The sequence below is a fragment of the Caulobacter sp. KR2-114 genome (assembly GCF_049446115.1).
Classification (GTDB): Bacteria; Pseudomonadota; Alphaproteobacteria; order Caulobacterales; family Caulobacteraceae; genus Acaudatibacter.
Genome location: NZ_JBMSEC010000002.1, coordinates 255,999 through 267,788 on the forward strand (window position 1 = coordinate 255,999; position 11,790 = coordinate 267,788).

The 11,790-nt window shown below is 71.3% G+C and carries 16 protein-coding genes and 3 tRNA genes; 15 read left to right on the forward strand and 4 right to left on the reverse strand.

Features of this window, described 5'->3' with window-relative positions; translation table 11 throughout:
- The first annotated feature begins 2 nt into the window (after positions 1–2).
- From ACO2Q3_RS07295 to ACO2Q3_RS07330, 8 genes are all read left to right on the forward strand, one after another.
- Positions 3–77 (forward strand) — tRNA-Glu (locus tag ACO2Q3_RS07295).
- A 158-nt stretch (positions 78–235) separates the two neighbouring features.
- Positions 236–850: a cold-shock protein gene (locus ACO2Q3_RS07300; protein WP_423305896.1), complete on the forward strand. Its 615-nt coding sequence runs from the start codon at positions 236–238 to the stop codon at positions 848–850.
- Positions 851–886: 36 nt separating this feature from the next.
- Positions 887–1,450 (forward strand): DUF192 domain-containing protein, encoded by a 564-nt coding sequence (locus ACO2Q3_RS07305; protein WP_423305897.1) that lies wholly within the window; start codon positions 887–889, stop codon positions 1,448–1,450.
- Positions 1,447–1,896 (forward strand): PaaI family thioesterase, encoded by a 450-nt coding sequence (locus tag ACO2Q3_RS07310; RefSeq protein ID WP_423305898.1) that lies wholly within the window; start codon positions 1,447–1,449, stop codon positions 1,894–1,896. The genes ACO2Q3_RS07305 and ACO2Q3_RS07310 overlap by 4 nt, the downstream gene beginning before the upstream one ends.
- A gap of 72 nt (positions 1,897–1,968) precedes the next feature.
- Positions 1,969–2,045: transfer RNA gene (locus ACO2Q3_RS07315), tRNA-Pro, on the forward strand.
- 30 nt (positions 2,046–2,075) lie between these two features.
- On the forward strand, positions 2,076–2,381 hold the full coding sequence (locus tag ACO2Q3_RS07320; RefSeq protein ID WP_423305899.1) for an ETC complex I subunit: 306 nt from the start codon (positions 2,076–2,078) through the stop codon (positions 2,379–2,381).
- Between the two features lie 61 nt (positions 2,382–2,442).
- A tRNA-Arg gene (locus ACO2Q3_RS07325) sits at positions 2,443–2,519 on the forward strand.
- A 130-nt stretch (positions 2,520–2,649) separates the two neighbouring features.
- Positions 2,650–2,931, forward strand: a complete 282-nt coding sequence (locus tag ACO2Q3_RS07330) for a hypothetical protein (protein WP_423305900.1) — start codon at positions 2,650–2,652, stop codon at positions 2,929–2,931.
- Between the two features lie 12 nt (positions 2,932–2,943).
- On the opposite strand, the gene ligD is transcribed toward ACO2Q3_RS07330, so the two are convergent.
- Entirely contained in the window at positions 2,944–5,649 is a 2,706-nt protein-coding gene (ligD, locus tag ACO2Q3_RS07335; RefSeq protein WP_423305901.1) for a DNA ligase D, read from the reverse strand.
- 87 nt (positions 5,650–5,736) lie between these two features.
- Between ligD and ACO2Q3_RS07340 the strand changes: the two genes are divergently transcribed.
- Together ACO2Q3_RS07340 and ACO2Q3_RS07345 are read left to right on the forward strand one after the other, a co-directional pair.
- Positions 5,737–6,267 carry a DUF6886 family protein gene (locus ACO2Q3_RS07340; RefSeq protein ID WP_423305902.1) on the forward strand — a complete coding sequence of 177 codons (531 nt, stop codon included), beginning with the start codon at positions 5,737–5,739 and terminating at the stop codon, positions 6,265–6,267.
- Positions 6,264–6,791, forward strand: a complete 528-nt coding sequence (locus ACO2Q3_RS07345) for a 2'-5' RNA ligase family protein (protein ID WP_423305903.1) — start codon at positions 6,264–6,266, stop codon at positions 6,789–6,791. The genes ACO2Q3_RS07340 and ACO2Q3_RS07345 overlap by 4 nt, the downstream gene beginning before the upstream one ends.
- On the opposite strand, the gene ACO2Q3_RS07350 is transcribed toward ACO2Q3_RS07345, so the two are convergent.
- Together ACO2Q3_RS07350 and ACO2Q3_RS07355 are read right to left on the reverse strand one after the other, a co-directional pair.
- On the reverse strand, positions 6,766–7,740 hold the full coding sequence (locus tag ACO2Q3_RS07350) for a D-2-hydroxyacid dehydrogenase family protein (RefSeq protein WP_423305904.1): 975 nt from the start codon (positions 7,738–7,740) through the stop codon (positions 6,766–6,768). The genes ACO2Q3_RS07345 and ACO2Q3_RS07350 overlap by 26 nt on opposite strands.
- A 3-nt stretch (positions 7,741–7,743) precedes the next feature.
- Positions 7,744–7,989, reverse strand: coding sequence for a hypothetical protein (locus tag ACO2Q3_RS07355; protein WP_423305905.1), 246 nt, complete (start codon positions 7,987–7,989; stop codon positions 7,744–7,746).
- Between the two features lie 87 nt (positions 7,990–8,076).
- Between ACO2Q3_RS07355 and ACO2Q3_RS07360 the strand changes: the two genes are divergently transcribed.
- The 5 genes from ACO2Q3_RS07360 to ACO2Q3_RS07380 all read left to right on the forward strand — a co-directional run bounded on the left by ACO2Q3_RS07360 (position 8,077) and on the right by ACO2Q3_RS07380 (position 11,129).
- Positions 8,077–8,988, forward strand: a complete 912-nt coding sequence (locus ACO2Q3_RS07360) for a LysR family transcriptional regulator (protein WP_423305906.1) — start codon at positions 8,077–8,079, stop codon at positions 8,986–8,988.
- 85 nt (positions 8,989–9,073) lie between these two features.
- Positions 9,074–9,736 carry a leucine-rich repeat domain-containing protein gene (locus tag ACO2Q3_RS07365; protein ID WP_423305907.1) on the forward strand — a complete coding sequence of 221 codons (663 nt, stop codon included), beginning with the start codon at positions 9,074–9,076 and terminating at the stop codon, positions 9,734–9,736.
- Between the two features lie 38 nt (positions 9,737–9,774).
- On the forward strand, positions 9,775–10,260 hold the full coding sequence (locus ACO2Q3_RS07370) for a VOC family protein (RefSeq protein WP_423305908.1): 486 nt from the start codon (positions 9,775–9,777) through the stop codon (positions 10,258–10,260).
- 37 nt (positions 10,261–10,297) lie between these two features.
- Positions 10,298–10,654, forward strand: coding sequence for a VOC family protein (locus ACO2Q3_RS07375; RefSeq protein WP_423305909.1), 357 nt, complete (start codon positions 10,298–10,300; stop codon positions 10,652–10,654).
- 4 nt (positions 10,655–10,658) lie between these two features.
- Positions 10,659–11,129, forward strand: a complete 471-nt coding sequence (locus ACO2Q3_RS07380) for a hypothetical protein (protein ID WP_423305910.1) — start codon at positions 10,659–10,661, stop codon at positions 11,127–11,129.
- Between the two features lie 133 nt (positions 11,130–11,262).
- On the opposite strand, the gene ACO2Q3_RS07385 is transcribed toward ACO2Q3_RS07380, so the two are convergent.
- Positions 11,263–11,760, reverse strand: a complete 498-nt coding sequence (locus ACO2Q3_RS07385; RefSeq protein WP_423305911.1) for a GNAT family N-acetyltransferase — start codon at positions 11,758–11,760, stop codon at positions 11,263–11,265.
- Between the last annotated feature and the right edge of the window lie 30 nt (positions 11,761–11,790).

Below are 11,790 nucleotides of genomic sequence, written 5' to 3' on the forward strand. Positions count from 1 at the left end.
AAGGTCCCTTCGTCTATCGGTTAGGACGCCAGATTTTCAATCTGGAGAGAGGGGTTCGACTCCCCTAGGGACTGCCAGGACAGCCTTTTCAGGCTTGTGGTTCGAAATGCGTCGGCACGCCACGCCTCGCCCCTATGGGCGAGGTGAGTATATTGACGTCTCCAATTCCTTGAGAACAATGTTATAGTAACCGTCTCGTCCAGGCTTGGACTTGGGACGGGGCTCGAGGGGTGGGATGTCTGATTTGAATACCGAGGGTCTCGGTCCGCACGATGAAAGTGTGCGGATCAGTGGCCGGGTGAAGTGGTTTGATGCGGGAAAGGGATACGGGTTCATCGTCCCGGATGATCCGGGCCAGACGGGCCTGCGTGATGTCCTTTTGCATGTCACTTCCCTGAGAAACACTGGGCGCGAGACGGCGCTCGAGGGTTCCATCATCGTCTGCGACGTGGTCAAGCGCACCAAGGGCTGGCAGGTGGCCGAGATCGTCGATCTCGACGAGACGGCCGCGCCGCCGCGCGAGGAGCGTCCGCGCCGCGTGGACGGGGAGGGGTTCCGGAGCGGCGGATTCGGCGCGCGGCCGCCGCGCAGCGGACTGGATTCCCGGCCGCCGCGCCGCGCCCTGGAGCCGCACGGCCCCCTGGAGCATGCCAAGGTCAAGTGGTTCAACCGCACCAAGGGCTACGGCTTCGTGGTGCGCGACGCCGCCCCGGGCGACATCTTCGTGCATATCGAAACCCTGCGCCGCAGCGGCGTGGAAGACCTGCAGCCGGGCGACGACGTGATGGTGCGCTTCGCCGAGGGGCCGAAGGGTCTGGTTGTCGCCGAGATCGAAGTGGGCCACCTTTAGCGCCGGGGGCAAGTCCCGGTTCGGAGATGGTCCAGCGTGCAGCAGTTTCCCACCGCCGGTTCCCGGCGGGCTTTTGGCGTCGTGACGGCGCGTATCGTCGCGGTGAGCGTGCTGGCCGGGCTGGCCCTCGCCGCGTCGGCCGTCTCGGCCACCACGGTCGCGCCCTACAAGGGCCCCCGTCTCGCTGACGGCGCGCCCTGCACGGCCGGGCAGAAGCCCCTGCGCACCGAGCCCCTGCAGATCGCCACCGCCCGCGGGCGCTATCGCTTCACGGTGGAGATGGCCGACACCGACGTCACCCGCGAGATCGGCCTGATGTGCCGCACGGCCGTGGCGCCCGAAGCGGGCATGCTGTTCGACTTCAAGACCCCGCAGGAGGTGTCCTTCTGGATGAGGAACACCATCACCCCGCTGGACATGCTGTTCATCGCCCAGGACGGGCGCATCATCTCCATCGCCCGCAACGCCATCCCCGAGAACGAGGCGCCGATCCCGTCCGGCGGGCCGATCCGGGGGGTGCTGGAGCTGCGCGGTGGCCGCGCCGCCGAGATCGGCGCCGCGCCGGGCGACCGGGTCTCCCAGCGGATCTTCCACAGGTGACCCCGCGCGCCACGGCCGAGGACGATATCCCGCCGCCGCCCGACGGCTTTGTGCTCTCCGGGGGCCGAGGCGCGTTCACTTCGCACAACGGTCCCTATTTCCACCGGCCGGTGGAGAGCGGCGCGGAGCAGGCCTTCTATGCGCTCAAGCGGCACTGCAACGGCGTCGGGCTGATCCACGGCGGCATGCTGTCGGCCTTCCTCGACGGGCTGCTGGCGGGGGCGGCGGCGCGAGGGACCGGCGCCGTGCCGATCACCATCCACCTGTCGGTGGACTACCTGGACATGGGCCGGGCCGGGGAATGGGTGCTGGGCGAGGCGAGGGTGACCCGCGCCACCCGTGACATCGCCTTCGTCGAGGGCCGCGCGCACGTCGGCGGCCGCGACCTGGCCCGCGCCCACGGGGTGTTCAAGCTGATGAAGCGGCGTCCCCTCGACCGCCCATGATCGCGCCGGCCGTCTCGCTGCGTTGCCCATCGGCGCGACGCGTGGCAAGAGGGGCCTTCCATCCGGTGGCGACGGGGCGTAGCGCAGCCTGGTAGCGCATCTGCTTTGGGAGCAGAGGGTCGCGTGTTCGAATCACGCCGCCCCGACCATCGGAACGATCGATCTGGAGTTTCGCCCGCATGCTCGCGCGCATCTACCGCCCGTCCAAGACCGCGATGCAGTCCGGCAAGGCCAAGACCCACTTCTGGGTGCTGGAGTTCGCCCCCGCGCAGGCGCGCGTGTCGGACCCGCTGATGGGCTGGACCGTGACCGGCGACATGAACGGCCAGGTGAAGCTGAACTTCGACAGCCGCGAGGAAGCCGTGCAGTACGCTCAGAAGCACGGCATCCCCTTCGAGATCCTGCCGGAACAGACGCACCGCAAGATCGTGCGCGCCTACGCCGACAACTTCGCGTTCAACCGCAAGCAGCCCTGGACCCACTAGGCCCCATTCCCTCGGGCCCAAGTCCCCAGGGACCAGTCCCCTTGGGCCCGCTCCCGGCTCAGACCCCGTAGCTCAACCGGATAGAGCATCCGCCTTCTAAGCGGACGGTTGCAGGTTCAAGTCCTGCCGGGGTCGCCAGGGCGCAGGCCTCATAGCAACCTTGCGCCCAGGCAACCTTGGCCATGGGATGCGCGTTTCTCCCTGCAGGCAAGGCGCTCGCCCGGGCGTGTCTGGGGCGCGCCTGGCTCAGCAGAGGAGCGCCAGACCCATGTCCATCGACACCCTGAAGACCGAGACCGTGCATCTCCTGGCCGACGCCGACGAGCGCGTGCGCCAGGCCGAGCACGACCTTGCCGACGGGGATGAAGCGGCCAAGACCAAGGCCGCCGGCGACCTGACCGTGCTCAAACAGCAGCGCGACGACCTGCGCCAGCGTCTCGGGGAGATCGAGAAGGCCCCGCACAACGCCCTGGGCGACCTGATGCAGCAAATCCGCGAGGAAGGGCTGTTGCTGAAGAAGAGCCTGCAGTCCCTGGTGGCCGGGCGCTAGCCGCGCTCCACCTCAGGCCTTCGCCAGCCGCGAGCCCTTGCGCAGCGCCTCGATCGCGTCGGTCAGGGGGCGGGCGCCGTCGTCGTAGCCGGCCCAGGCCGTGGACTTGCCGATCAGGGCCGGCGCGGTGCGCACGCTATAGCGTAGCGGGTCCAGCCCCTTGCGCACCTGGCTCCAGTCCAGCGGCATCGACACCGGCGCGCCGGGACGGGCCCGTGGCGACAGGGGGGCGACGGCGGTCGACATCCGGTCGTTGCGCAGATAGTCGAGGAAAATCCGTCCGTTGCGCTTGGCTTTTGTCATCTGGATCAGGTAGCGGTCCGGGCTGTCGGCCGCCGCGCGGGCGCAGACCTCGCGGGCGAACGCCTTGGCCGCGGGCCAGTCGGGTCCGCCGCGGGCGGGGACCTTGAGCGGCGTGACCACGTGCAGGCCCTTGCCGCCGGTGGTCTTGCAGAAGGTCACCAGGCCCAGCGCCTCCAGCCGTTCGCGGATGTCCTTGGCGGCCGCCACCACCTCGTCGAAGGCGACGTCCGGCGCGGGGTCGAGGTCGAACACCAGCCGTCCGGGCCGGTCCGGCTCGCCCGGCGCGCAGTTCCACGGGTGGAACTCGGCGGCGGCGATCTGCGCCGCGGCGATCAGCGCCTGCGGCCGGTCGATCTGCAGGTAGGGCTGGCGATCGCCGGACACCTCGACGAAGGTGAACAGGTTGGAGGCGCCCTTCATCGCGTGCCGCTGGAAGAAGCGCTCGCCGTCGATGCCGTCGGGAATGCGGATGATCGAGCACGGCCGCCCGGCGATGTGCGGCAGCATCCAGTCCGCGACGGCCTGCAGATAGGCCGCCAGGTCCGCCTTGGTCACCGGCCGGCCATCGCCGCCGTCCGGCCACAGCGTCTTGTCGGGGTGCGAGATGGCGACGCCCATGACCGCCACCTTACCGGCTGCGGCGCGTCTGGCCACCACCACGTGGTCCTTGCCCGAGGCCTTGCCCGCGGTTGGCGCAGGGGCGGCGAGCGTCGTGTCGTCAGCGGGCGCCGGAGCCTCGGCCTCGACCTCGCGCGCCGGCTTGTCCTCGCGCAGGCCCTTGAAGGCGGCCTGGCGGATGTTGCCGTCGCCGGTGAGGCCGGCGTACTCGATCTCGGCCACCAACTCGGGCCTGACCCAATGGGTCTCGACGCCGCCGGCCAGGCGCGTCGGCAGCCGCCGGCTGAACGGCGAGCGATCGGTCTGAAGCGGCTTCAGCCGGGCCAGCAGCCGCTCGACCTTGTCGGCCCCGAACCCGGTGCCGATGCGACCCACCGGAACCAGTTCTCCGTCGCGGAACACGCCGGCGATCAGCGAGCGGAACGCGCCGCCCGTGGTGGTCCAGCCGCCGATCACCACCTCGTGCCCGGCGCGGCACTTGGACTTCTGCCAGGCCTCGCTGCGGCCGGAGCGGTACGGGGCGTCGAGGCGCTTGGAGACGATGCCCTCCAGGTCCATGCGGCACGCCGAGTTCAGCACCGTCTCGCCGGCCTCGTCGAAGTGGTCGACGAAGCGGATCTGCGGCGCCTTGGCGGCGTCCAGGAACGCCTGCAGCCGCGCCTTGCGCGCCGACAGCGGCAGGCCGCGCAGGTCGCGCTCGCCCTCGGCCAGCAGGTCGAAGGCATAGAAGATCAGCTCGCCGTCGTCGCGATCCGACAGCGCCGCCTGCAGGCCGGCGAAGCTCGGCGCGCCGTGGGCGTCCAAGGCGACCACCTCGCCATCGACGATGCCGTCCGGCAGGGCCTGCGCCTGGCGGGCGAGGCTGGGAAACCGCTCGGTCCAGTCCAGGCCCTTGCGCGTGCGCAGCCGCGCCTTGCCGTCCTGGATGCGCAGCTGCATGCGGTAGCCGTCGAACTTCACCTCATGCGCCCAGCCGGCGGCGGCCGGCGGGCGATCGACCAGTTTGGCCAGCTGCGGCTCGATGAAATCCGGCAGGGATTTCAGGGGCTTGCCGGCGTCGGCTGAGGGGACGGCGGGAGCCTTGCGCCGGGACTTGGGCGCGGCCGCGGCGGTGGAGGCGGCGTTGGGCCGCGAGCGCCATACCGCATCGGCGGGGGCGCTGGCGTCGGTCGCCAGCATGAACGGCCGGGGGCCATCCCCGTCGCCCTCGGCGATCTGCGCCATGGTGCGGCCCGAGCCCACCGAGCGGTCCTCGGCCAGCAGGGCGTCATGATCCCCTTCGCGCGCCGCCTCGTCGCGGTGCTTGATCAGCAGCCAGTTGTCGCGCTTCTCACCGCCGCGCCGGCGCATCCGCGCCAGCACCCAGCCGCCGTGCAGGCGCTCGCCCTCGAGCACGAATTTCAGGTCGCCGTCCTCCAGCGCCTTGTGCGGATCCTCGCCGGGCTCGGGGGCCCAGTAGCCGCGGTCCCACAGCTGCACGACCCCGCCGCCGTACTCGCCCTTGGGGATGGTCCCCTCGAAGTCGCCATAGTCCAGCGGATGGTCCTCGACCTCCACCGCCAGGCGCTTGTCGTGCGGGTCGAGCGAAGGGCCGCGGGTCACCGCCCACGACTTGAACACCCCGTCCAGCTCCAGGCGCAGGTCGTAGTGCAGCCGCGTGGCCGCATGCTTCTGGATCACGTAGCGCAGGCGGTTGGAGGCGGCGACCTCGCGCTCGCCGCTGGGCTCGGCGGTGCGTTTGAAGTCGCGCTTGGCGCGGTAGGTCTTGAGCTGGGTGCGGGGGGAACGGCTGGCCATGCCGGGCTAACCACCTTGCCGGGAGGCGGTTCCGCGGTAGAAGCGCGGCAGGCGGTGCAGGAACAGGCGTTTCAGGGGCGGCGGGCGATGCGTCTCTTCCACTTCAGCGACGATCCGACCATCTCGCGGTTCGAGCCGCGGCCGGTGGTGGTCCCGAGCCAGCGCGCGCCCGGCTTCGACTGGCTGAACGGTCCGCTGGTGTGGGCGATCGATGACTGGCATCAGCCGATGTACCTGTTCCCGCGCGATTGCCCGCGCATCCTCATCTGGCGTCTGGAGACGTCAACGCCGGAGGATATCAGGCGCTTCTGGGACGGGCGCGATAGCCGGATGATCGCGCACATTGAATGGCGCTGGCTGGAACGCTGGCGCAGCGGCGTGCTGCACCGCTACGAGCTGCCCGCGGCGGCCTTCGAGGCCCTGGAGGCGGGAATGTGGGTGGCGCGCGAGCCGGTCGAGCCGATCGGCCTGGAAACCCTCACCGACCTGCCGGCGGCCCTGGCCGCCGCCGATTGCGAGCTGCGGGTGATGACCAGTCTCCGGCCGCTGAAGGGGGTCTGGGACACCAGCGTGCACGCCAGCGGCATCCGCCTGCGCAACGCGGCGGACTGGGCGTGAGCGCGCCGCTGTATGTGATCGCGCCGCTGCCCCTGGCGCCGGCCGACGCGCGCCGCATCGACGCGATCCGCCAGGCGCACGATCCGCAGGCCGGCCTCGTGCCGCCCCACTTCACCCTGGTGTTCGGCGCGCGGGGCGCGACCGCGGGGCAGGCGAGGGCGCACGTCGCCGCCGTCGCGGCCGCGACCGCCCCGATCGCCTGGCGACTGGAGCGGGTGCTGGCGGCCGACGACTACCTGTTCCTGATGCCCGGCGAGGGGGACGACGCCCTGCGGCGCCTGCACCGGGCGCTCTACGCCGGCCCGTTCGCCGCCGACCTGCGCGCCGACATCGCCTTCGCGCCGCACGTCACCGTCGGCGTCCTGCCCACGCCGGCCGAGGCCGCCGCGCTGGCGGAGATCCTCTCGCGCCAGCCCATCGGCATTGCCGGGCGCCTGGACCACCTGCAGCTGGCGGCCTTCGACGGCCACCGGCTCGACACGTTGGGAGTCTATCCGCTCAGCGGCCCAGCACCTGCGGATTGATCATGTTGATCGGCGCGCCGGCGGCGAAGGCGACGATCTGGTCGAAAATGTCGGCGAACTGCAGGTCGTATTCCTCGCGCGTGACATAGCCGATGTGCGGCGTGCAGATGGCGTTGGGCAGGGCCAGCAGCGGGTGCGCGCCGCCCAGCACCGGCTCCTGCTCGAAGACGTCCACCGCCGCCAGGCCCGGACGGCCGGCCTGGAGCGCCGCCTCCAGCGCCCCCGGCTGGATCAGTCCGGCGCGGCTGGTGTTGACCAGCAGCGCCCTTGGCCCCATCCGCGCCAGGTCCTGCGCGCCCACGATGCCGCGCGTGGCGTCCACCAGCCGCATGTGCAGGCTGAGCACGTCGCTGGCCTCGAACAGCGCCGCCTGGCTGGCCGCCACCGCATGGCCGTCCGCCAGCGCGCGCTCGCGGGACGCCTCGCGCGCCCAGACCAGCACCTTCATGCCGAACGCCCGGCCATAGCCGGCCACCACCGCGCCGATGCGGCCATAGCCGAAGACGCCCAGGGTCTTGCCGCGCGCCGACTGGCCGACGCCGGTCTGCCAGCGGCCCGCCTTGAGGGCCTCGACCTGCTGCGGCAGGGCGCGCAGGCCCGCCAGCACCAGCGCCCAGGTCAGCTCGGCGGCCGCGTAGGACGGGGTGTCGGCGTGCAGGTTGGAGCACAGCAGCACCCCGTGCCGCGTGCAGGCCGCCACGTCGACGTGCGGATAGACGCTGCGCTGGCTGATCAGCTTCAGCTTCGGCAGGCGCGCCAGCAGGTCGGCCTGGATGCGCGTGCGCTCGCGGATCAGCACCAGCGCCTCGGTGTCGGCCAGCCGCTCGGCCAGGGCGTCGGTGTCCTGCACATGGTCGGTCCACACCGTCACCGCGTGCCCCGCCAGCCGCGTGAAGCAGGGCAGGGTGCGCAGGGTGTCGAAATAGTCGTCGAGAATGGCGACCCGCACGGCTCAGCCCCGTGGCGCCAGGGCCGCGCCCGCGGCGGTCAGCTCCACGGCGGCCGCGGCCATGCCCCCCGGTCGCGGCCGGACCGCCACCAGGCCGGCGTCGCGGCAGTCTTCCCACACCGACAGGCGCGGGCACGACGTGCGCCGGGCCTCCATCGCCTCGGCGTAGGTCCGCGGTCGCTCGGCCACCCAGGCGAGGAATTGCAGGGTCAGCGCCGCGTGGGCGGGGAGGGGGGTGTCTGACAGCATGGGCAGGTCTCCGACGCCACAACAGGCTATCGCGCCGCCGCCCGTGCGTCCAATATATGGATCATCCATCATCCATACTGATGTGATATGGCTGAGATCGAGCTTCGCCACCTGAAGTACCTGCTGGCCATCGCCGAGACGGGGGGCTTCACCCGCGCCGCCGAGCGCCTGGGCATCCAGCAGCCGCCGCTGACCCGGCAGATCCGCGACCTCGAGGCGCGGGTGGGCGCCCAGCTGGTCGAGCGCCTGTCGCGCGGCGCGCGCCTGACCGAGGCGGGCGAGGCGGTGGCCGCCACCGCGCGGGCGATGCTCGACCAGGCGGCCGACCTGCCGGCGATCGCCGCGCGCGCCGCCGCCGGGCAGTCGGGCCGCCTGCGCGTCGGGTACACCTCCTCGGCGGCGTTTCATCCCTTCCTGCTGGGGGCGATCCGGGTCTTCCGCGGCGCCGCCCCCGGCGTGCGCCTCAGCCTGGAGGAGGAAAGCTCGGCCGAGCTGGTGCGCGACCTGCTGGCCGACCGGCTTGACGCCGCCGTGCTGCGGGCGCCGGCCGCGGAGACCGAGCTCGAGGTCGACTTCCTGCTGGAGGAGCCGATGGCCGCCGCCCTGCCGGCCGGGCACCGGCTGGCCGGGCAGGCGCAGGCGGGCGTCGCCCTGGCCGACCTGGCGGGCGAGACCTTCGTGCTCTACCGCCGGCCGGCGGGGGCGGGGCTCTACGACGCGGTGATCGCCGCCTGCCACGCGGCGGGGTTCAGTCCCGCCGTCGGCCAGGAGGCGCCGCGCATGCCCTCGACCCTCAGCCTGGTGGCCGCCGGCCTGGGCGTGTCCGTCGTGCCCGCCTCCATGCGGCGCATGGCGGTGGAGGGGGTGGTGCTGGCCCCGCTGATCGGACCGCACCGCCCGGCCGCGCCGCTGCTGCTGGCCACCCGCCACGACCGCTCCGCCGTGGCCGCGAGGTTCCGCGCCGACCTGCGCCGCGCGGCCGCGGCGTGGGAGGGCTGAGCGGTGTGAGGGCAGGGGTCGCGCCTTGCGGCAGCCCGATACGCTTTTCGCTTCACGCGGGCAGTGGCTCGGCTATCGTCGGCGCATGGAGCAGCCCACGCCCGCGCATCTCTCCCTCTGGAAACAGGGCCTCGGGGCCGTGCCGGAAGAGGTCTGGGCGCAGACGCAGCTGCAGACCCTGGTGCTGGCCGACAACGGCCTGACCGAGGTGTCCGATCGGGTCGGCGCGCTGCGCCAGCTGCGCATGCTGGACCTCGGCCACAACCGGCTGCAGCGCGTGCCGGAGACCCTCGGCGAGCTGGAGGGGCTGAGCGACTTTCTGTACCTGCATGACAATCGCCTGACCGACGTGCCGGCGTCGCTGCAGCGGCTGACCCGGCTGCGCTACCTGAACATCAGCGAGAACGCCTTCGAGACCCTGCCGGAGGCGGTGCTCGGCATGTCCGGCCTGATCGAGCTGCGCGCCGACGACAACCTGATCACGGTGCTGCCCGAAGCCATCGACCAGATGGTGCGCCTGCGCGAGCTGCATCTGCGCAACAACCGCCTGGCCACGCTGCCCGACACCCTCGGCGCGATGCGCGAGCTGCGCCAGATCGACTTGCGCGGCAATCCGCTGGCCAGCCTGCCGCCGAGCCTGGCCGGACTGCCGCGTCTGGAGAAGCTCGACCTGCGCTGGGTGACCACGCTGACGCCGCCGCCGTGGTTCGCCGAGCTCGAGGCGCGCGGCTGCGTGATCTATCGATAGGTCTGGCTGCGGCTTTGCGCGCCAGGAGAGGAGGGGGCATGCGATGGGGTGAGGGGGGCGTCGCCTGGGCTTTGGCGTTGGCGCTTGAGGCTTTGGCGATGGCCGGCCTGGCGTCCACGGCTGTGGCTCAGACGGCCCCGGCGCAGCCGGCGGGGCACATCACCGGGCTCGGCGGCGTGTTCGTGACCAGCAAGGATCCCAAGGCCCTGGCCACCTGGTATCGCGACGTGCTGGGCGTACCGCTGGAGCCCTGGGGCGGCGCGACGCTGCGCTACGATGCGCCCGGCCATCCGCCGGTCGTGGTCTGGAACGCGGTGCGGCAGGGGTCCAGCTACCTGGCCCCGTCGCAACGCGAATTCATGCTCGATTTCGCCGTCGACGACCTCGACGCCTTCGTGGCGCGCCTGCAGGCCAAGGGCGTGCCCATCCTCAAGCGCGACGATTCCGATCCCAGCGGCCGGTTCGCCTGGATCGTCGACCCGGACGGCACGAAGATCGAGCTGTGGCAGGCGAAGCGGCCTTGAGAGGCCTGCGCGACCATCAATCTTGTAGGAGGCCTTGATGACGGCGGTGGGCATTGGCGGCGTGTTCTTCCGGGCGCGCGATCCGAAAGCGCTTCAGGCCTGGTATCGGCAGCACCTGGGCATCGCCCGTGACAACCCGTTCCAGTGGATGCAGGCCGCCGGCCCGACGGTGTTCATGCCGTTCGCGCGCGACACCGACTATTTCCCGGCGGACCGGCAGTGGATGATCAACTTCCGGGTCGCGGCGCTTGACCCGCTGCTGGAGGCGCTGCGCGCCGCCGGCATCGCGGTGACGACCAACCCCGACTGGGACTCGCCCGAGACCGGCCGCTTCGCCCGTATCCACGACCCGGAGGGCAACCCCGTGGAACTGTGGGAGCCGCCGGGGGCATAGGGCCATGGGCGCATGTCGCGAAAGCTGGGAGAGCGAACCCATCGTCGACGCCAGGCCGCTGCCGTTCAGCGCCAGCTATTCAGCGGCTGAATTCGACCGGATCCGTCAGGGCCTCGTTCCGGAGGTCATGGAAGACAAGTGGTTCGTCTATTTCGAAGAGCCCAGCCTGTTCCTGCACCGGAGCTGGACCGGGCAAGGCGTCTACCGGGTTGACTTCGAGGCGCACGACTCGGGCTTTAGGGTCAGCGGCGCCGTCTGTGCGGCGAGCATCCTGGCGTCCGGCGGCGCGGCCTACCAGGCCCAGCTCCTGGATTTCCTGATCAGCAATCTGCTGCTCGGCAGGGGCGTCCCGTTTCCCAAGCCCGAAGGCCTGAAGGAGACGATGCCTGGGCTTTTCCAGCATGCGGTTTCCGGAACCGGCCAGCGCGAAGTCTCCGCCCGCCGGCGCCGGCCGTGGTGGCGATTCTGGCGATGACTGGGCGGGGTGGCTGGCGCGGGGGCGTTGGCCCTCGGTTGGCCCTCGATCGGCGCCTAGCTTCTTCGCCTAAGGAAGATTATCGGAAATAAGAGATGGGGTCGTCGCGGCGTGCGGCTGGGTCGCCGCGGCCTCAGGCCGGGCCCCTCAGGTCCAGGGCGTAGAATTTCGTGTCCACCGGCATGAACAGGAAGCCTGGAGGCAGCTCGGCCTTGGCGACCTCGCGAAAGCCGTGCTTCTCGTAGAACCGGTGCGCGGCCAGGAACTTGTCCGTCGTGCCGAGCCAGACGCCGATCAGGCCCTGGGCCCTGGCGTGGTCCAGCAGCGCCGCCAGCAGCCTGGCGGCCACGCCGTGTTCGCGCCCGCGGTGCGAGGCCAGTACGAACATCTTGCGCAGCGCGGCGTTACCGCCGCCGATGTCCTTCAGCCCGATGGTCCCGACCAACTGGTCGCCGTCACGCGCCACCCAGAACCCGCCGGCGCCGGTCTGGTAGAAGTCCGGGATCTGCGCCAGGTCGGGCTGGTCCTCGGCGGTGATGGCGATGCCGTACTCGTCGCGCTGGATCGGCACGATCACGTTAACCACGTTCAGGGCGTCGGCCGGCCGGAAGCGATCGATCACCAAGCTCATGCAAGGTCCCTCCACATGGCGGCGAACCGA